We start from the raw sequence: 19,443 nt of genomic DNA, 5'->3' as shown, positions 1-19,443 counted from the left end.
AAATCCTTCGCAATCCCCGGCGGCCGACGCTACGTGCCGCATCCCGTCACGCGACCGACACGTCCCGTACACCACCGCCACTACATGTCCATGTCACCCTGCATGGTGCCGCCTCCATTCAACCCGCGTAGAACGGACCCCACATGATGCCGGCGACACCCACGTCTGGGCGATCTCGCACGGCAACCTCACCACCTCGACCGGCCCCGGCACCGATCTGCACCACATCCGGCCCGAGGACGTCCAGGTCAACTCCACCCGCAGCAACAAGGACTTCGACGAGGGCGGCAGCACCTTCACCAACTCCGGCGGCAGCCGCACCGACGCGGACTCCTTCGAGCCACGCGACGCCGTCAAGGGTGACGTGGCACGCATGATCCTCTACATGGCGGTCCGCTACGAGGGCGGCGACGGCTTCGCGGACCTCGAACCCGACGACAAGGTCGACAACGGCAGCACCCCGTACATGGGCAAGCTGTCGGTCCTGAAGCGGTGGAACGACGAGGACCCGCCGAACGCCTTCGAGGAACGCCGCAACCAGGTCATCTACGACTCCTACCAGCACAACCGGAACCCGTTCGTGGACCACCCGGAGTGGGTGGACGCCATCTGGTAGGCGCATCACGGCCGCCGTTCCGAGCGGCCACGGCTCCCGCTGCCGGGTGTGCTTGAACAACTACTTCGCTCACATCGGTGAGGCCGATCTGCGAGCCGGGCATGTCACGGAGCCCGGACAGGAGCATGGGGACGCCCTCGGCCGCTCGGAAGGGGGCGTCCCAACTCGCCTTCTCGGAGAGCCGCATGAAGCTGCGTTCCTGGTCCCTCGCCGCCGCCCTCGCGCTGATCGCCCTGATGCTGCCCGCCCAGCCTGCACGACCATGTGGGCTCCGCCGTCGCGAGCGCCCGCGCCTGCTTCGTCAACTGGTCCCCCGTCGAGAAGCGGGACGTGTTCAAGGGCGACTGGCGCTCGCGCTACCTCGGGGACTTCGGCGGCCGCATGGACGGCGTGGGCCCGGGCGCCTGCTGACCCGGGCCGTCGTCCTCAACCGAGGTGCGTCGGCGCGAACATCCGCAGCACCGCGGGGAGCACCACCACCGACGGCCCCGGTGACGCGAGCGCCCTCGCCAGGTCCGCCTCCAGGGTCTCGGGGCCGGTGCGCACCCCGGGGACCCCGAAGGACCCGGCGAGCGCCACATAGTCGGGGCGAGTCAGCTCCGTCGCCGTGGCCTGGCCGAACGCGTCGGTCATGTACTCGCGCAGGATGCCGTAGCCCCCGTCGTCGACGATCAGCCAGGTGACGTTCAGACCGTACTGGCGGGCCGTCGCCAGCTCGGCGATCGAGTAGAGGGCGCCACCGTCGCCCGACACCGCCAGCACCGGACGGCCGGGGTCGGCGACGGCGGCACCGAGGGCCGCCGGGAAGGCGTAGCCGAGGCCGCCGGCGCCCTGCGCCGAGTGCATGGTGTTCGGGGCCTGGGCGTCGAAGGCAGACCAGGCCCAGTAGGCCAGGATCGTCATGTCCCAGAAGGACGGGGCGTCAGCCGGCAGGGCCCGGCGCACCGCGGCCAACACGTCCTGCTCCAGGGTGAGTTCCTGGCCGGCGATGCGGTCGGCGACCTGGGCGAGCAGGGCCCGCACCCGCCCCGGCGCCGCGGCGTCCGTGCGCTCCGCCACCGTCTCCAGCAGCGCCTGGAGGGCGAGCCGGGCGTCCGCGTGGATGCCCAGGGCGGGGTGGTTGGACTCCAGCTTGCCGAGGTCGGCCTCGATCTGGATCACCCGGCCGCGCGGCGCGAACGTGTGGTAATTGGAGGACAGTTCACCGAGTCCGGAGCCGACCACCAGCAGGACGTCCGCGTCCTCCAGGAAGTCCGTCGTGTGCCGGTCCTCCAGCCACGACTGGAGGGACAGCGGATGCTCCCACGGGAACGCGCCCTTGCCACCGAAGGTCGTCACGACCGGGGCGTCCAGGCGCTCGGCCAGCCGCAGCAGCTTGCCTGCGGCGTCCGCGCGGACCACTCCCCCGCCGGCGATGATCGCCGGCCGGGCGGCGCGCGCGAGCAGATCGGCGGCCAGCGCGGTCAGTTCGGGCCGCGGGACCAGCTCGTCGGGGGTGGCGTCCAGCGCGGTCACCACCGGCAGGGCCGTCCGCGCCAGCAGCACGTCCTGCGGGATCTCCACCCACACCGGGCCGTGCGGGGCGGTCAGCGCCGACTTCCAGGCGGCGACGACGGCGGACGGGATCTGGGACTGGGCGCGGACGGTGTGGACCGATTTGACCACGCCACGGAACGAGGCCGCCTGGTCGGGGAGTTCATGCAGATAGCCGTGCCGGCCGCCGCCGAGCCCGGCCGTCGGGACCTGGCTGCCGATGGCGAGGACGGGCGCGGAGGCCGCCGCCGCCTCCTGGAGCGCGGCCAGCGAGGTCAGTGCGCCCGGCCCCGTCGACAGCAGCAGCGGCGCGGCCTCGCCGGTGATCCGGCCGTACGCGTCCGCCGCGAACGCGGCGTTGTTCTCCACGCGCAGGCCCACATACCGCAGGTCCGAGCGGCGCAACGCGTCGAACATGCCGAGGGCGTGCTGGCCGGGCAGTCCGAACACGGTCGTCGCGCCGAGCCCGGCCAGGGTCTCCACGACCAGATCGCCGCCGTTGCGGCCCGGTGGCGGGTCGAGGGCGGCGGCCGTCTGCGCGGCCGTCGGGCGGAGTACCAGATCGTGGTCGTGCGTCACTGAAGCTCGCTCTCCTTATCGAGTCGGGCGCCCCAAAGGGGGCGCGAGGAACTGCGCGACCAGCCCCCACACCGCCGCAGCCGAACCACGTCAGCCAGCGCCCCAAAGGGGCGCGAGGAACTGCGCGACCAGCCACGACGCGGCCGCAGCCGAACAACGACCCAACACCGCCGAACCAGCGGAGCTACGCGGCCGCGATCCGGCGGGTCATCAGCGTGGTCAGCTCGTAGGCCGTGTGGGAGGCGGCCACGGAGGTGATCTCGGCGTGGTCGTAGGCGGGCGCCACCTCGACGACGTCCGCCGACACCAGGTTGCAGGACGCCAGGCCGCGCAGGATCTCCAGCAGCTCGCGGGAGGTCATGCCGCCCGCCTCCGGGGTGCCGGTGCCGGGCGCGTGCGCCGGGTCGAGACAGTCGATGTCGATGGACACGTACAGCGGCCGGTCACCGATGCGCCGGCGCAGCTGGTCGGCGATCTCGTCGGCGCCGCGCCGGTAGACGTCCGCGGAGGTGACGATGCCGAAGCCCATCTTCTCGTCGTCGCTGAGGTCCTGCTTGCCGTAGAGCGGGCCGCGGGTGCCGACGTGGGAGAGGGCGGAGGTGTCGAGGATGCCCTCCTCGACGGCGCGGCGGAACGGGGTGCCGTGCGTGTACTCGGCGCCGAAGTAGGTGTCCCAGGTGTCGAGGTGGGCGTCGAAGTGCAGCAGGGCCACCGGGCCGTGCTTCCTCGCGACCGCGCGCAGCAGGGGCAGCGCGATGGTGTGGTCGCCACCGAGGGTCATCAGCCGGGCGCCGGTGCCGAGCAGGTCGTCGGCCGCCGCCTCGATGGTCTCCACGGCCTCGTTGATGTGGAACGGGTTCACGGCGATGTCACCGGCGTCCGCCACCTGGGCGAGCGCGAAGGGCGAGGCGTCCTGCGCCGGGTTGTAGGGGCGCAGCAGCCGGGACGCCTCGCGGATGGCGTTGCCGCCGAAGCGGGCGCCCGGCCGGTAGGAGACACCGGAGTCGAACGGCACGCCCACGACGGCGACATCGGCGGTGCCGACCTCGTCGAGGCGGGGCAGCCGGGCGAAGGTCGCGGGACCGGCGTACCGGGGGACGCGGGAGGAGTCGACGGGGCCGCGGGGCGTCTCGCTGCTGCTCATGGTGAAATGCCTTCTTTCCTGCGCTTGTTCGCGCATGTACTGCTTTGCCGGTGACTCTACTGGTGGGCCGGGACGGGTTCGGACGCGAGTGCGGGGGACCGTCCGGCAAGGCGCTCGCGCCAGGCGGCGAGCACGGTGGCGTCGGTCGGCTTCGTCAGCAGGGAGACGACGATGTAGGCGACCAGGGAGGACAACAGGCCGTAGTAGACGGGTTCGTTGGCCAGGATGCCGAAGGACGCCATCAGGCCGATGACGGCGAGGCCGCCGACGATCACCGAGGCGAGGGCGCCCTGCGCGGTGCCGCGCCGCCACAGCAGCCCGCCGAGGATCGGGACGAGGAGCCGCAGGAGCAGCAGCACACCGATCGTCTCCACGACGAACTGCACCATGTCCGTCAGCGTGATGGACCACATGCCGCCGAGCGTGGAGTACGCGACGACGATCGAGCCGCCGATGACGATCGCGACGGTGCGGTCGAGGTCGAAGAGGACGTCGAAGATCGTGGCGTAGGCGATGGTCGAGGTCACCGCGAGCATCAGGGTGTACGCCCACATCACGAGGCCGGAGATGACGCCCGCCCGGCCGCCGTAGCGCAGGTCCAGCATCTCGGAGACGGTGTAGACCTTCAGGCGGGCGATACGGGCGGAGAAGAAGACGCTCAGCGCGAGCAGGCCGAGGCCGATGGTGAAGACCATCCAGGCGCCGGACAGGCCGTACTTGTAGCCGAGGCCCACTCCGCCGATGGTGGAGGCGCCACCGAGGACGATCGCCGCCATGGTGCCGGAGTACAGGGCCGGTCCGAGGCGGCGGCCGGCCACCAGGAACTCGCTCTTCGACTTGGCGCGGCGCATGCCCCACCAGCCCATGGCCAGCATGCCGACGAGATAGACGACGATCACGGTGTAGTCGACGGCCATGTGGGGCCCTCCTTCGCGCGCGGTCGGTGGCGTGTCGTGCGGAGACGAGTGGGGTGTCCCGGAAGCGGGTTTCCGGGCGGGGACGCCGGCAGCGGATCACGGGGACAGACGCCGGTACCCGCGGCTGCCGGTCCGGACCGACATTAGGTGGCCGGAAAGCAACTGCGAAGTGTACGTTTCATCCATTCGAGCGCGTCAAAATGGAGGGAACGCACATGCTGCCGGACAGGTCGGCACCGGCCGCCCCGGCGGTCCCGCCCACCCCGCCGGTCCCGCTGGCGGCGCTGCTGGCCCGGGAGGACCTGGCCCTGCGGCAGATCGCCGGGCCGTCGGGTCCCGGGGTCGCCATCCACTGGGCGCACACCTCCGAGATGTCCGACCCCTATCCGTACCTGCTCGGCGGCGAACTGCTGCTGACCGCGGGCGTGCACATCCCCGAGGCGGCGGGCTCGGACGGGGGTGCCCCCGGTCGGGCGAAGCCGAGTCTGGGAAAGTACTTCGACGACTACGTGGCCCGGATCGTGGCGGCGGGCGGCGCGGCGCTGGGCTTCGGCGTCGCGCCGGTGCACGACACGGTTCCGCGGGCCCTGGTCGCGGCCTGCGAGGCATACGAACTGCCGCTCGTCGAGGTACCGCCGCAGACGACTTTCTCGGGCGTGGCCCGGGCGGTCTGGCAGCTCATGGCCCAGGCCCGGCTGGCCGAGCTGCGCAGGGTCACGGAGGCGCAGCAGAGCCTCGCGTCCGCGGCGTCCCGCCCGGACCCGGTCCCCGCGGTGCTGCGCCGGCTGGCCCAGCGGCTGGGCGGCCGGGCGTGCTTGTACGGCCCCGACGGCACGGAGATCGCCTCGGCCGGCCGGCCGCCCGAGGACGACGTGCGCACGGCCCTGAACCGCCTGACCCAGGTGGTACGCCCCCTCCCGAACACCCCCCGCAACCCGGCCCCGAGCCCCTGCACACCCGAGCCGCCCGGCCCGCCCCCGAGTTCCCGGACCCCCGAGCCGCCCGGCCCGGCCCCCGCGCCCACCACTGCGGATGCCGGGCGCCGGGCACCCACGAAGGAGACGGCTTCCGCGCCGCCCCCCACCCAGGCCACGGCCCCGGTGCACGCATGCACCGGCGACCACACGCCCCCACCCCTCACCGCCTCCGGCCCCACCGCACGACCCGCCACCGGACCGGCCACCCCCGCCCGAGCCGCGCACCCGAGCCACACACACTCCGCCGACCACGCCTCCACACCCGGCACAGCCACCAGCCCCACCACACCCACACCCACACCCGCACCCGGCCCCATCACGCGGCCCGCCACCGGACCGGCCACCCCCGCCCAGGCCACGGCCCCGGTGCACGCGCGGTCCGGTGACGGCAGCTGTACGTCCGGTGTCGTCTCCGTGCCCGCCGGCGGACGAGTCGGGCCGGCCTCCGCGGCCGATGCGGTGGGCGGGACGCATCTCGCCGCCTACTCGCTGGGGAACGGGCAGGGGTTTGTGCTCGGGGTCGTGGTGCCGCGCCGGGAGGCCGGCGACCACACCATCGCCTCCGTGGCCGCCGTCCTGTTGTCGCTGCTCACCGGGGAGCACCAGAGCGGTGCCGGGGCGGCGCGCTCCGCGGCGCTGGTCCGGCTGCTGCTGGGCGCGGAACCGGAGGACGTCGCGCCGCTGCTGGGCGACGGGCGGTGGCGCGTCGTGCACGCCCGCCCGCAGACCCAGGCGCCGGACACGGTCGCCGGCTCGGCGCTCGGCGCGGCACTGGGCTCGGCGCTGGTCGACGTAGGCCGTGACGCCGTACGGGTGCTGGTGCCCGCCGACCGCGAGCCCGACCCGCAGCCCGGCTGGACCCTCGGCGTCAGCGCCCCGGTCGCCCCGCACGAGTGGCCGTCCGCCGACGCACAGGCGGCCCGCGCCCTGACCCGCGCCCGCGTCACCGGTACCGCGCTGGTCCGCCACGGCGGCCGGGCCGGGCTGACCGGGCTGGTCCCGGCGGACGAGGCGGAGGGGTTCGCGCGCGAGCTGCTCGCGCCGCTCGCCGGCCGGCCGGCCCTCGCCGAGACCCTGCGCAGCTGGCTTTCCCTGCACGGCAGTTGGGACCGCACCGCGGTCGCGCTCGCCGTGCACCGCAACACCGTGCGGCAGCGGATCGGCCGGTGCGCGGCGCTGCTCGGCGCGGACCTCGACGATCCCGATGTCCGCATGGAGCTGTGGTTCGCGCTGAAACACGGTGAGTGACCCGCGTCCCAGCGTGCGATACGCCGGGGGAATCGCCCGGCCCGCTGCCCCACAATGGGGGGCATGCCGATACCCGGGACACCCAGCCGCGCCGAGCTAGTCGACCACCTAGTGAGCACCCGTATCGCGGGCGATGTCGCCACCCCCCGCGAGAACAACCTCTCCCACTACCGCAAGCTGGCCAACGGCGACCGCAACTTCTGGCTCGGGCTTGAGCTGGGGGACCGCTGGCAGGACGAGCAGGACGTGCTCGCGGTGATGGCGGAGCGGGTCGGCGTCAACGACGACCCGGAGTACCGGTACGGACAGGACACCATCGACCCCCGGCTGACGGTCGACGCCCTGGACCGGCTGGCGCTGCGGCTGCGCAAGGCGGCCGACGGTGGGCAGCGGGTGCTGTTCGCCACCGGCCACCCCGGCGGCCTGCTCGATGTGCACCGGGCCACGGCCGCCGCGCTGCGCACGGCCGGCTGCGAGGTCGTGGTCATCCCGGACGGGCTCCAGACGGACGAGGGGTACGTCATGCAGTTCGCGGACGTGGCCGTCCTGGAGCACGGCGCCACGCTGTGGCACACCCATTCCGGCGAGCCGATGCGGGCCATTCTGACGGGACTTGAGCGCGAGGGCCGCCCGCTGCCCGACCTGATCGTCGCCGACCACGGCTGGGCCGGTTACGCCGCGCAGCACGGCCTCGATTCCGTCGGGTACGCCGACTGCAACGACCCGGCGCTGTTCCTCGCCGAGTCCGAGGGCACGCTCCAGGTGGCGGTGCCGCTCGACGATCACGTCCTCAGCCCGCGCTACTACGACCCGATGACGGCCTATCTGCTGACGGAAGCGGGCCTGGGCAAGGGCGACTGACGGGCCGACCGTCCCCAGACGCCGCGATGTGCGGCCCCGGCGAGGGAGCCGCACATCGCGCTGTGTGCGTGAACGGTCAGCGTCCGCCGCCACCACCGTGACCGCCGCCACCGCCACCGTGACCGCCACCGCCGTGACCGCCACCGCCGTGACCGCCACCGCCGTGACCGCCACCACCGTGACCGCCACCACCGTGACCGCCACCGCCGTGGCCTCCACCACCGTGACCGCCACCGCCGTGGTCGCCGCCGTAGCCGCCGTGACCGCCGTAGCCACCATGACCGCCATAGCCGCCGTGGCCGCCGTAACCGCCATGACCGCCGTAGCCACCATGACCGCCGTAACCGCCGTGACCGCCGTAACCGCCGTGGCCGCCGTAACCGCCATGACCGCCGTGGTCATTGCTGGAGTACCCGGAGTTGACGTGCGCCGGAGCTGCCGAAGCAGTACCCGCTGCGCCGATCGCGGCGCCGCCGGCCATCAGAACGCCGGCAGCGGACACCGCAAGGAGACGCCTTGCGCGTTGTGCTCGCATGGGAATGCCTTTCCTTCCATCGTCTCGCGCGCCACTTTCGGGGCGGGCGAGTGGATGGCCGCAGCCGCAGTGGTTTGAAAAGGTGCGGCGCGGTCTCTGGCTTCACCGCTTGGATCTGAAGAGCACGTCTTCGCACCGATGCCGCCAGGTCGGACCACGCGATACGCGTGGGCGAGATCAACGACCGGAGTTCCGTGTCCTGGGAACTTCAACAGCACGGGGCGTGCCCTGTTTTGCGGCTCGCCATTCAGCCTAGCCCGGCCCTATGGGATCGGCACCTCGGGCAGGACTCAAAGTCCTTTTGACGCCGACAGGGGCCGCACGCCCAGGCGTTCAGCCCCTGGGCACACGGACCACGCCTTCCTGGATCACCGAGACGGCGAGCCGGCCGTCCTGGGTGTAGATGCGGGCCTGGCCGAGCCCGCGGCCGCCATGTGCGGACGGCGACTCCTGGTCGTACAGCAGCCATTCGTCGGCGCGGAACGGCCGGTGGAACCACATCGCGTGGTCCAGCGACGCCCCGACCACGTCGCCGACGGCCCAGCCGCCGCGGCCGTGCGCGAGCAGCACGGAGTCGAGCAGCGTCATGTCGGAGACGTAGGTGGCGAGCACGACGTGCAGCAGGGGTGCGTCGATGTCGCCGTCCAGCTTGCCGTTGGTGCGGAACCACACCTGGGAGTGCGGCTCGCGCGGCACGCCGTAGCTGCCGTAGGGCGGCTCGTCGACGTAGCGCAGGTCGACCGCCTCGCGGGCCTCCTGGAACTTCTCCACGATCCGCGCGTCCAGGTGCGGGTAACCGCGCAGCCGCTCCTCGGAGGTGGGCAGCGTCTCAGGGTCGGGCGCGGCGGGCATGGGCGCCTGGTGCTCCAGGCCCTCCTCGTACGTCTGGAAGGACGCCGAGAGGTGGAAGATCGGCTGCCCGTGCTGGACGGCGACCACCCGGCGGGTGGTGAAGGAGCGGCCGTCGCGGATGCGGTCGACGGTGTAGACGATGGGGGCGCCCGGGTCGCCCGGCCGCAGGAAATAGGCGTGCAGGGAGTGCGCGTGCCGGTCGGCCGGGACCGTGCGCCCGGCGGCGACCAGCGCCTGGGCCGCGACCTGCCCGCCGAAGACCCGGGGGACCACGGCGGAGCGGGACTGGCCGCGGAACATGTCCTGCTCGATCCGCTCCAGGTCGAGCAGATCGAGCAGGGACTGAAGTGCCTGACTCATGAGTCAGTTGTATCCCGCAATCTTTTCGTGGACTTGCCGGGCCCCTTACAGGCCCATGTCCTTGGCGATGATCGTCTTCATGATTTCGCTGGTGCCGCCGTAGATGCGGTTGACGCGGTTGTCCGCGTACAGGCGGGCGATCGGGTACTCGTTCATATAGCCGTAGCCGCCGTGCAGCTGGAGGCAGCGGTCGATGACGCGGTGCGCGACCTCGGTGCAGAACAGCTTGGCGCTCGCGGCCTCGGCGGGGGTCAGCTCGCCCGCGTCCAGCGCCTCCAGGGCCCGGTCGGCGACCGCCTCGGCGGCGTCCACCTCGGCCTGGCAGGCGGCCAGCTCGAACTTGGTGTTCTGGAAGTGGGCGACCGGCTTGCCGAAGACGGTGCGCTCCTGGACGTAGCTCTTGGCGAACCGGACGGCGGCCTTGGCCTGCGCGTAGGCGCCGAAGGCGATGCCCCAGCGCTCGGAGGGCAGGTTGGCGCCGAGGTAGGAGAAGCCCTTGTTCTCCTCGCCGAGCAGGTCCTCGACGGGCACCTTGACGTCGACGAACGCCAGCTCCGCGGTGTCGGAGGTCTTCAGGCCCAGCTTGTCCAGCTTGCGGCCTATGGAGTAGCCCGCCGACTTGGTGTCGACGGCGAAGAGGGAGATGCCGAAGCGGCGGTCCTCGGCGCTGGGCGCGGCGGTACGGGCGCAGACGATGACGCGGTCGGCGTGGACGCCGCCGGTGATGAAGGTCTTGGCGCCGTTGAGGACGTAGTGCGTGCCGTCCTCGGAGAGCTTGGCGGTGGTCTTCATGCCCGCGAGGTCGGAGCCGGTGCCGGGCTCGGTCATCGCGATGGCCCACATCTCGTCGGCGGAGACGAACTTCGGGAGGTAGCGCTTCTTCTGCTCGTCGGTGGCGAGCATCTTGATGTACGGCAGGGCGAGCAGCACATGCACGCCGGAGCCGCCGAAGTTCACGCCGGCGCGGGCCGTCTCCTCGTACTGGATCGCCTCGAACTTGTGCGTCTCCAGGCCGGCGCCGCCGAACTCCTCGGGGACGTTGATGCCGAAGAGGCCCAGCTCGGCGAGCTTGTGGTAGAACTCGCGCGGGGCCTGGCCGGCGGCGAACCACTCGTCGTACACCGGCACGACCTCGGCCTCGATGAAGGCGCGAAGGGTCTCCCGGAACGCCTCGTGATCCTCGTTGAACACCGTACGGCGCACGCCGCCACCTCCACGTACCTCGCGTGTCTAAGCGCTTGCTCAGGTACCACCGTACCGGCGAGTACGGGTCCCGTCCAGGGCGTCCCGGGGGTAACGCGCATCACGCCCGGCCACCACTCCCCCGCACCACACGCCACCCGGGCCGGCCACGCGATCCGGTCGCCGAGGACACGCGCGGGGACACCGTGCACCGTCGTCCGCGACCACGCCCGAACGACTCCCCCAGCGCCCAGGCACCGCCGACCCGCCCCGCGCCCGGTGGTCCGCCTCGGCCCGCAGGGCGGCGAGCGTCGTCGCCCTCAGCGGGGGCCGGCTGCCGGAGGAGGTTGGCTGTCCGTCTCGCGGGCGCGCCGGTGCCGGTCAGGCCGCTCCCGCCGCCGCGAACGCCCCGCGGGCCATGCGGTGCAGGAGGGCCGCGGTCGTCGCACGGCCCGGCAGGGAGCCCGGCCGACCCAGGTGCGGGGTCGAGTTCAGCAGGCCGAAGACCGAGTGGACCGCGGAGCGCGCGGCCGGCTCGGCGAGCCCCGGATACGCCGCCCGCAGCACCTCGACCCACAGTTCCACGTACTGCCGCTGGAGCTGGCGCACCAGTTTGCGGTCGCTGTCCCGCAGGCGGTCCAGCTCACGGTCGTGCAGGGTGATCAGGGGGCGGTCGTCGAGGGCGAAGTCGATGTGGCCCTCGATGAGGGAGTCGAGGACCGCCATGGGGCCGGCCGCGCCGTCGGCCTCCGCCAGGCGCCGCTTCGCCCCGGTCAGCAACTGTCCGCTGATCCCGACCAGCAGCTCCGCGAGCATCGCGTCCTTGCCCGCGAAGTGCCGGTAGAGACCGGGGCCGCTGATGCCGACCGCGGCCCCTATCTCGTCGACCCCGACGCCGTGGAAGCCGCGCTCGGCGAACAGCCGGGCGGCCTCCTTGAGGATCTGCTCGCGGCGCCCGGGGGCGCCGGTTCTGGTGACCATGGCAGCAATTCTAGACAGCGGGGTTAGCGCTCGTTAACCTGTGAGAAATGGTTAACGCTCATTAACAGTCGACCACTGGGTGAGGGGACCGCAGGATGCTGGAGGCACCGGAGCTGACGAGCGCGGCAGACCCCGCGTCGGCGGCCTGGCGGGCCAACGAGGAGGCGCACCGCGCGCTCGCCGAGGAGCTGCGCGGCAAGCTGGCCGCGGCCCGGCTCGGCGGCGGCGAGCGCGCCCGGGCCCGGCACACCGCGCGCGGCAAGCTGCTGCCGCGGGACCGGGTGGACACGTTGCTGGACCCCGGCTCGCCGTTCCTTGAGCTGGCCCCGCTCGCGGCCGACGGGATGTACGACGGGCAGGCCCCGGCGGCCGGGGTGATCGCCGGGGTCGGCCGGGTCGGCGGGCGGGACTGCGTGATCGTCGCCAACGACGCCACCGTCAAGGGCGGCACGTACTACCCGATGACGGTGAAGAAGCACCTGAGGGCCCAGGAGATCGCCCTGGAGAACCGGCTCCCCTGCCTCTACCTCGTCGACTCCGGCGGCGCCTTCCTGCCGATGCAGGACGAGGTGTTCCCGGACCGCGAGCACTTCGGCCGGATCTTCTACAACCAGGCGCGCATGTCGGGCGCCGGCATCCCGCAGATCGCCGCCGTCCTCGGGTCCTGCACCGCGGGCGGCGCCTACGTCCCGGCGATGAGCGACGAGGCCGTGATCGTCCGCAACCAGGGGACCATCTTCCTCGGCGGTCCCCCGCTGGTGAAGGCCGCCACCGGCGAGGTCGTCACCGCCGAGGAACTGGGCGGCGGCGAGGTCCACGCGCGTGTGTCCGGCGTCACCGACCACCTCGCGGAGGACGACGCGCACGCCCTGCGGATCGTCCGCGACATCGTCGCCACGCTTCCCGCGCGCGGGCCCCTGCCCTGGGAGGTGCGGCCGGCCGTCGAGCCGAAGGTGGACCCGTACGGGCTCTACGGCGCGGTGCCCGTCGACCCGCGCACCCCCTACGACGTCCGCGAGATCATCGCGCGCGTGGTCGACGGCTCGCGGTTCGCCGAGTTCAAGGCCGAGTTCGGGCAGACCCTGGTCACCGGCTTCGCCCGCGTTCACGGCCACCCGGTCGGGATCGTCGCCAACAACGGCATCCTGTTCTCCGAGTCCGCCCAGAAGGGCGCCCACTTCATCGAGCTGTGCGACCAGCGCGGGATCCCGCTGGTGTTCCTGCAGAACATCTCCGGCTTCATGGTCGGCAAGGACTACGAGGCCGGTGGCATCGCCAAGCACGGCGCCAAGATGGTCACCGCCGTCGCCTGCACGCGCGTGCCCAAGCTGACCGTGGTCGTCGGCGGTTCCTACGGCGCCGGGAACTACTCCATGTGCGGCCGTGCCTACTCCCCGCGCTTCCTGTGGATGTGGCCGGGCGCCAAGATCTCCGTCATGGGCGGCGAGCAGGCCGCCTCCGTCCTCGCCACCGTCAAGCGGGACCAGCTGGAGGCCCGGGGCGAGTCCTGGCCCGCCGAGGAGGAGGAAGCCTTCAAGGCCCCGATCCGCCGGCAGTACGAGCAGCAGGGCAACGCCTACTACGCCACCGCCCGCCTCTGGGACGACGGCGTGATCGACCCGTTGGAGACCCGGCAGGTGCTGGGCCTGGCCCTGACCGCCTGCGCGAACGCCCCGCTGGGCGAACCGCGGTTCGGCGTCTTCCGGATGTGAGGGGACCGAAGACGATGTTCGAGACAGTCCTGGTGGCCAACCGCGGCGAGATCGCGGTGCGCGTCATGCGCACGCTGCGCGCGCTGGGCGTGCGCTCGGTGGCGGTGTTCTCCGACGCGGACGCCGACGCGCGGCACGTGCGCGAGGCCGATACGGCGGTGCGGCTCGGTCCGGCGCCGGCCGCCGAGAGCTATCTGTCCGTGGAACGGCTCCTGGAGGCCGCCGCCCGCACGGGCGCGCAGGCCGTCCACCCGGGGTACGGCTTCCTCGCCGAGAACGCGGACTTCGCGCGGGCCTGCGCACAGGCGGGGCTGGTGTTCATCGGCCCGCCGGCCGACGCCATCGCCCTCATGGGGGACAAGATCCGTGCCAAGGAGACGGTGCGGGCGGCCGGGGTGCCGGTCGTCCCCGGCTCCAGCGGGAGCGGTCTGTCCGACGCCCGGCTCGCCGAGGCCGCCCGTCGGATCGGGATGCCGGTGCTGCTCAAGCCCTCGGCGGGCGGCGGCGGCAAGGGCATGCGCCTGGTGCGGGAGGCGAGCGCGCTCGCCGACGAGATCGCCGCCGCCCGGCGCGAGGCCCGCGCCTCCTTCGGTGACGACACGCTGCTGGTGGAGCGCTGGATCGAGCGGCCCCGGCACATCGAGATCCAGGTCCTGGCCGACGCGCACGGCAACGTCGTCCACCTCGGCGAGCGCGAGTGCTCGCTGCAACGCCGGCACCAGAAGGTGGTCGAGGAGGCACCGAGCGTGCTCCTCGACGAGGAGACCCGGGCGGCGATGGGCGCGGCGGCCGTGCAGGCGGCCCGCTCCTGCGGCTACCGGGGCGCGGGCACGGTGGAGTTCATCGTGCCGGGCGGCGACCCCGCGGCGTACTCCTTCATGGAGATGAACACCCGGCTCCAGGTGGAGCATCCGGTCACCGAACTGGTCACCGGTCTTGACCTGGTGGAGTGGCAGCTGCGGGTCGCGGCGGGCGAACGGCTGCCGTTCGCGCAGCGGGAGATCCGGCTGACCGGGCACGCGGTCGAGGCCCGGGTCTGCGCGGAGGACCCCGCGCGCGGGTTCCTGCCGTCGGGCGGCACGGTGCTGCGGCTGCGCGAGCCGCAGGGCGAGGGGGTGCGCACCGACTCCGGGCTCAGCGAGGGCACGGAGGTCGGCAGCCGGTACGACCCGATGCTGTCCAAGGTGATCGCGTACGGGCCGGACCGGGAGACGGCGCTGCGCCGGCTCCGCGCGGCCCTGGCGGAGACGGTCACGCTGGGCGTGCCGACCAACGCGGGCTTCCTGCGCCGGCTGCTGGCCCATCCGGCGGTGGCGGCGGGCGAGTTGGACACGGGGCTGGTCGAGCGGGTGGCGGCCGGCCTGCTGCCCGACCGGGTGCCGGCGGAGGTCTACGCGGCGGCGGCGCTGCTGCGTCAGGGGGCGCTCGGCCCCGCCCCCGGAACCGGCTGGGTGGACCCGTTCTCCGCGGCGGACGGCTGGCGGCTGGGCGGCGAGCGGGCCTGGACGGTGCACCACCTTCAGGTCCCGGGCCACGAGCCCGTCACCGTGCGCGTGCGCCGCACGCCGGACGGCGCGACCGAGGTGCTGCCGGACGGGGCGCGGACCCCGCTGACGGCGTCCGCGGGCCGCCTCCCGCGGGCGGAGGCCGGCGAGGACCGGTTCTCCGTCCGGCTCGACGGCGTCGTCCACACCTTCGCCGCTCTGCCGGACGGCACCTGGCTGGGCCGCGACGGCGACGCCTGGCCGGTGCGGGATCACGATCCGGTGGCCGCCTCGCTCACCCGGGCCGGGCTCGCGGGCGCCGACTCGCTCACCGCGCCGATGCCCGGCACGGTCACCGTCGTGAAGGTCGCCGTCGGCGACGAGGTGACCGCGGGCCAGGGCCTGCTGGTGGTGGAGGCGATGAAGATGGAGCACGTCGTCTCGGCCCCGCACGCGGGCACGGTCACCGAACTGGACGTACGGCCCGGCAGCACGGTCGCCATGGACCAGGTGCTGGCCGTGGTCGCACCGCACGAGGAGGCGGAGGAATGACCGCACCGGAACTGCCGATGGTCGTACCCGCGCAGGATCTGCCCCAGCGGGTGCGGATCCACGAGGTCGGCCCGCGCGACGGGCTGCAGAACGAGAAGTCGGCCGTGCCGACCGGCATCAAGGCGGAGTTCATCCACCGGCTGGCCGACGCGGGCCTGACCACCGTCGAGGCGACGAGCTTCGTGCACCCCGAATGGGTGCCCCAACTGGCCGACGCGGAGCAGTTGTTCCCACTGCTCGGCGACCTGCGCGGGGTCGCGCTGCCGGTGCTCGTGCCCAACCGGCGCGGCCTGGACCGGGCGCTGGCGCTCGGCGCCCGCCGGATCGCGGTGTTCGCCAGCGCCACCGAGTCCTTCGCGAAGGCCAACCTCAACCGCACGCTGGACGAGTCGCTCGCCGTGTTCGACCCGGTCGTCGGGCACGCGAAGCACGAGGGCCTGTGGGTGCGCGGCTATGTGTCCATGTGCTTCGGCGACCCGTGGGAGGGCGCGGTCCCCGTGCACCAGGTCGTACGGGTGTGCCGGACGCTGGTGGACATGGGCTGCGACGAGCTGAGCCTCGGGGACACGATCGGCGTCGCGACCCCGGGACATGTGCTGGAACTCCTCGCCGCGCTCAACGAGGAGGGCGTGCCGACGAACGTGCTGGGCGTGCACTTCCACGACACCTACGGCCAGGCCCTCGCCAACACCTATGCGGCGCTGGAACACGGCGTCACGACGGTCGACGCCTCGGCGGGCGGCCTCGGCGGCTGTCCGTACGCCAAGTCCGCCACCGGGAACCTCGCCACCGAGGACCTGGTGTGGATGCTCCAGGGCCTCGGCATCGAGACCGGGGTCGACCTGGGCCGTCTCACCGCCACGAGCGTGTGGATGGCCGAACAGCTGGGCCGGCCGAGCCCGTCCCGCACCGTCCGCGCCCTCTCCCACAAGGACCAGTGATCAGCATGGACCACCGCCTCAGCCCCGAGCTGGAGGAACTCCGCCGCACGGTGGAGGAGTTCGCGCACGACGTGGTGGCGCCGAAGATCGGCGACTACTACGAGCGGCATGAGTTCCCGTACGAGATCGTCCGCGAGATGGGCCGTATGGGCCTGTTCGGGCTGCCGTTCCCGGAGGAGTACGGCGGCATGGGCGGCGACTACCTGGCGCTGGGGCTGGTCCTGGAGGAACTGGCCCGGGTCGACTCGTCCGTGGCCATCACGCTGGAGGCCGGGGTGTCGCTGGGCGCGATGCCGGTCCATCTGTTCGGCACCGAGGCGCAGAAGCGCGCATGGCTTCCGCGGCTGTGCGCGGGCGAGATCCTGGGCGCGTTCGGGCTCACGGAGCCGGACGGCGGCTCGGACGCGGGCGCGACGCGCACGACGGCCCGGCTCGATGCGGACACCGGCGAATGGGTGATCAACGGCTCGAAGTGCTTCATCACCAACTCGGGCACGGACATCACGGCTCTGGTGACGGTCACCGCGGTGACGGGCCGCAAACCGGACGGCGGGCCGCTGATCTCCGCGATCATCGTGCCGTCCGGCACGCCGGGCTTCACGGTCGCGGCCCCGTACTCGAAGGTCGGCTGGAACGCCTCGGACACCCGCGAGCTGTCGTTCGTGGACGTCCGGGTCCCGGCGGCCAACCTGCTCGGCGAGCAGGGCCGCGGCTACGCGCAGTTCCTGCGGATCCTCGACGAGGGCCGCATCGCCATCGCGGCGCTGGCGACGGGTCTCGCGCAGGGCTGTGTGGACGAGTCGGTGAAGTACGCCAGGGAGCGGCATGCCTTCGGGCGGCCGATCGGCGCCAACCAGGCCATCCAGTTCAAGATCGCCGACATGGAGATGAAGGCGCACACCGCCCGCCTCGCCTGGCGGGACGCGGCGTGCCGGCTGGTGGCGGGCGAGCCGTTCAAGAAGGAGGCGGCGCTGGCCAAGCTGTACTCGTCGACGATCGCCGTGGACAACGCCCGCGACGCGACCCAGATCCACGGCGGCTACGGCTTCATGAACGAGTACCCGGTGGCCCGGATGTGGCGCGACTCCAAGATCCTGGAGATCGGCGAGGGCACGAGCGAGGTGCAGCGGATGCTGATCGCGCGGGAACTGGGCCTGGCGGGCTGATCCGGCGGCCGGGTGTCCCCGGCCGCACCCGGTCGCGGGGCCGGTGCGGCAGCGGGCACCCGGTACCGCCCTTGGGGTGACGCTGAGGTTAGGCTAACCTAATCGCGACTTCGGTCCAGTGACCCCTAGCACGAAGGCAGAGCACGCCATGTCGAACGCCAGACCCGCCCTCTCCCGTCGTGGACTGCTCGCAACCGGCGGCGCCCTCGGCCTCGGCGCCGTGCTCGCGGCCTGCGGCGACGACGACGCGAAAAGCGGCGGCTCGGACGGTGGGGCGAGTGCCGCGTCCGGCCCCTGGACCTTCAAGGACGACCGCGGACAGACCGTCAAGGCCGACAAGACCCCGGCGAACATCGTCGCGTTCGTCGGTATGGCCGCCGCGCTGTACGACTACGGCGTCCAGGCCAAGGGCGTGTTCGGACCGACCACGACGAAGGACGGCAAGGCCGACGTCCAGGCCGGCGACATGGACCTCAGCAAGCTGACCGTCCTCGGCAACGAGTGGGGCCAGTTCAACATCGAGAAGTACGCGTCCCTCGGCCCCGACGTGCTCATCTCCACCATGTTCGACGACGCGGGCACCCTCTGGTACGTGCCGGAGGAGTCGAAGAAGAAGATCGAGGCCGTCGGCGCCCCGAGCGTGGGCATCTCGGTCTACGACCGCCAGCTCACCGAGCCGTTGCAGCGCATGCTCGCGCTCGCCGAGTCCCTGGGCGCCGACACCGGGTCGAGCAAGGTCACCGACGCCAAGAAGCGGTTCGAGGAGGCGGCCGGCCGGCTGCGCGCCGCCGCCAAGGCCAAGCCCGACATCAAGGTGCTGGCCGGTTCTGCGAGCCAGGACCTGTTCTATGTCTCCGGCAGCAACCTCTCCATCGACCTTGAGTACTTCAAGGCCCTCGGCGTGAACTTCATCGAGCCGCCGGAGAAGGCAAAGGCCCAGGGCGGCGGCTGGTACGAGTCGCTGAGCTGGGAGAACGTCGACAAGTACGCCGCGGACATCATCATGATGGACAACCGCACCTCGGCCATCCAGCCCGCCGACATCACCAAGGCCACCTGGCAGAAGCTCCCCGCGGTCAAGGCCGGCCAGGTCATCTCCCGCAACCCGGAGCCGATCCTGTCGTACGACAAGTGCGTCGCCCCGCTGAACGACCTCGCCGAGGCCATCGAGAACGCGAAGAAGGTCAGTTGATCCCCAGCTGACTCTCCGGAGCACCCCTGACGACGGCCCTGGCCGCCCCGTACCGCTTCTTCCCCCTCCAGGCCGTACGGACGAGGCGGCTGGGGCCGTCCCTCGTCCGGCGGCTTCGCCGGGCCCGGCCTGGCGTGAATGCCGGACGGCGTCCGGGCGGTGATGCGCTCCTGCACGCTGCGTGCGATGCGCCGCGACGCACTCGGCCACACCACCGAGACCGACATCGACGTCGTGCCGCACGGTGTCGAGCCGGGCGCGGACGCTCCCGCGGGCCCCCTCGCGCGGGGCCGCCGCGGCGGTGCGGCCGGTGACCCGCCCTGGTGTTCGGACCGTTGATCGCCGACAACCGCGCGATCCGTTTCCGCCCACCCGAGGACATCGACCTGGTCGCGCCATGAGGCGACGAGACCGCCGGGCCCGCTGCCACGGCCGCCCCGAAGTCCCGGCCACCGGGTCTGCGCGTCCACGCCTGCCTGGAGTCGCCACACGACGGCGACGGAGCTGCTTCGCGGGGCGGAGTGGCTGCCTCTGAAGTGACTGCGGTCACGGGAGGGGCGGGACTTCGGCGAGTTACTTAGGTTAGGCTAACCTAAGTTCAGCTCGCGCGA

At 72.5% G+C, this 19,443-nt stretch carries 16 protein-coding genes and 1 pseudogene; 11 read left to right on the top strand and 6 right to left on the bottom strand.

What is annotated here, in order from left to right:
• Positions 1 to 157 precede the first annotated feature (157 nt).
• Both ACFYTE_RS34465 and ACFYTE_RS34460 read left to right on the top strand, forming a co-directional pair.
• Positions 158 to 616: pseudogene (locus tag ACFYTE_RS34465) on the top strand (endonuclease I family protein); the annotation flags it as partial.
• A 264-nt stretch (positions 617 to 880) separates the two neighbouring features.
• Positions 881 to 1,027: a hypothetical protein gene (locus ACFYTE_RS34460; protein ID WP_388719121.1), complete on the top strand. Its 147-nt coding sequence runs from the start codon at positions 881 to 883 to the stop codon at positions 1,025 to 1,027.
• A gap of 15 nt (positions 1,028 to 1,042) precedes the next feature.
• On the opposite strand, the gene ACFYTE_RS34455 is transcribed toward ACFYTE_RS34460, so the two are convergent.
• The 3 genes from ACFYTE_RS34455 to ACFYTE_RS34445 all read right to left on the bottom strand — a co-directional run bounded on the left by ACFYTE_RS34455 (position 1,043) and on the right by ACFYTE_RS34445 (position 4,789).
• The gene (locus ACFYTE_RS34455; RefSeq protein ID WP_388719119.1) at positions 1,043 to 2,728 is read right to left on the bottom strand and encodes a thiamine pyrophosphate-binding protein; all 1,686 of its coding nucleotides are present in this window, start codon (positions 2,726 to 2,728) and stop codon (positions 1,043 to 1,045) included.
• 184 nt (positions 2,729 to 2,912) lie between these two features.
• Positions 2,913 to 3,872, bottom strand: a complete 960-nt coding sequence (gene speB, locus ACFYTE_RS34450; protein ID WP_388719117.1) for an agmatinase — start codon at positions 3,870 to 3,872, stop codon at positions 2,913 to 2,915.
• Between the two features lie 56 nt (positions 3,873 to 3,928).
• Positions 3,929 to 4,789 (bottom strand): hypothetical protein, encoded by an 861-nt coding sequence (locus ACFYTE_RS34445; protein WP_388719115.1) that lies wholly within the window; start codon positions 4,787 to 4,789, stop codon positions 3,929 to 3,931.
• Positions 4,790 to 5,004: 215 nt separating this feature from the next.
• Here ACFYTE_RS34445 and ACFYTE_RS34440 point away from each other — a divergent pair, with 215 nt between their 5' ends.
• From ACFYTE_RS34440 to ACFYTE_RS34430, 3 genes are all read left to right on the top strand, one after another.
• The gene (locus tag ACFYTE_RS34440; protein WP_388719113.1) at positions 5,005 to 7,014 is read left to right on the top strand and encodes a helix-turn-helix domain-containing protein; all 2,010 of its coding nucleotides are present in this window, start codon (positions 5,005 to 5,007) and stop codon (positions 7,012 to 7,014) included.
• Positions 7,015 to 7,077: 63 nt separating this feature from the next.
• Positions 7,078 to 7,875, top strand: a complete 798-nt coding sequence (locus ACFYTE_RS34435; protein WP_388719111.1) for a phosphatase — start codon at positions 7,078 to 7,080, stop codon at positions 7,873 to 7,875.
• A gap of 97 nt (positions 7,876 to 7,972) precedes the next feature.
• Complete coding sequence (locus ACFYTE_RS34430) at positions 7,973 to 8,488, top strand: hypothetical protein (RefSeq protein ID WP_388719109.1); 516 nt, start codon at positions 7,973 to 7,975, stop codon at positions 8,486 to 8,488.
• Positions 8,489 to 8,743: 255 nt separating this feature from the next.
• On the opposite strand, the gene ACFYTE_RS34425 is transcribed toward ACFYTE_RS34430, so the two are convergent.
• The 3 genes from ACFYTE_RS34425 to ACFYTE_RS34415 all read right to left on the bottom strand — a co-directional run bounded on the left by ACFYTE_RS34425 (position 8,744) and on the right by ACFYTE_RS34415 (position 11,785).
• Positions 8,744 to 9,622: an acyl-CoA thioesterase gene (locus ACFYTE_RS34425; protein ID WP_388719107.1), complete on the bottom strand. Its 879-nt coding sequence runs from the start codon at positions 9,620 to 9,622 to the stop codon at positions 8,744 to 8,746.
• A gap of 45 nt (positions 9,623 to 9,667) precedes the next feature.
• On the bottom strand, positions 9,668 to 10,825 hold the full coding sequence (locus ACFYTE_RS34420) for an acyl-CoA dehydrogenase family protein (protein WP_388719105.1): 1,158 nt from the start codon (positions 10,823 to 10,825) through the stop codon (positions 9,668 to 9,670).
• Between the two features lie 360 nt (positions 10,826 to 11,185).
• Entirely contained in the window at positions 11,186 to 11,785 is a 600-nt protein-coding gene (locus ACFYTE_RS34415) for a TetR/AcrR family transcriptional regulator (protein ID WP_351741068.1), read from the bottom strand.
• 95 nt (positions 11,786 to 11,880) lie between these two features.
• On the opposite strand from ACFYTE_RS34415, the gene ACFYTE_RS34410 reads away from it, so the two are divergent.
• The 6 genes from ACFYTE_RS34410 to ACFYTE_RS34385 all read left to right on the top strand — a co-directional run bounded on the left by ACFYTE_RS34410 (position 11,881) and on the right by ACFYTE_RS34385 (position 19,171).
• Entirely contained in the window at positions 11,881 to 13,497 is a 1,617-nt protein-coding gene (locus ACFYTE_RS34410) for a carboxyl transferase domain-containing protein (RefSeq protein ID WP_388719103.1), read from the top strand.
• A 14-nt stretch (positions 13,498 to 13,511) separates the two neighbouring features.
• Positions 13,512 to 15,533 (top strand): biotin carboxylase N-terminal domain-containing protein, encoded by a 2,022-nt coding sequence (locus ACFYTE_RS34405; RefSeq protein ID WP_388719102.1) that lies wholly within the window; start codon positions 13,512 to 13,514, stop codon positions 15,531 to 15,533.
• Positions 15,530 to 16,474: a hydroxymethylglutaryl-CoA lyase gene (locus ACFYTE_RS34400; protein WP_388719100.1), complete on the top strand. Its 945-nt coding sequence runs from the start codon at positions 15,530 to 15,532 to the stop codon at positions 16,472 to 16,474. Before ACFYTE_RS34405 ends, ACFYTE_RS34400 begins: the two co-directional genes overlap by 4 nt.
• Before the next feature lie 5 nt (positions 16,475 to 16,479).
• A complete protein-coding gene (locus ACFYTE_RS34395) occupies positions 16,480 to 17,640 on the top strand; it encodes an acyl-CoA dehydrogenase family protein (RefSeq protein WP_388719098.1) in 1,161 nt (386 codons plus the stop codon).
• Between the two features lie 148 nt (positions 17,641 to 17,788).
• Complete coding sequence (locus tag ACFYTE_RS34390) at positions 17,789 to 18,832, top strand: ABC transporter substrate-binding protein (RefSeq protein WP_388719096.1); 1,044 nt, start codon at positions 17,789 to 17,791, stop codon at positions 18,830 to 18,832.
• 186 nt (positions 18,833 to 19,018) lie between these two features.
• Positions 19,019 to 19,171, top strand: coding sequence for a hypothetical protein (locus ACFYTE_RS34385; protein ID WP_388719094.1), 153 nt, complete (start codon positions 19,019 to 19,021; stop codon positions 19,169 to 19,171).
• Positions 19,172 to 19,443: the final 272 nt, after the last annotated feature.

It is taken from the genome of Streptomyces sp. NPDC004629, from assembly GCF_042873595.1.
Classification (GTDB): Bacteria; Actinomycetota; Actinomycetes; order Streptomycetales; family Streptomycetaceae; genus Streptomyces.
Note: the sequence above shows the minus strand (reverse complement) of the source record. Positions and strands in the feature narration are given on the sequence as shown.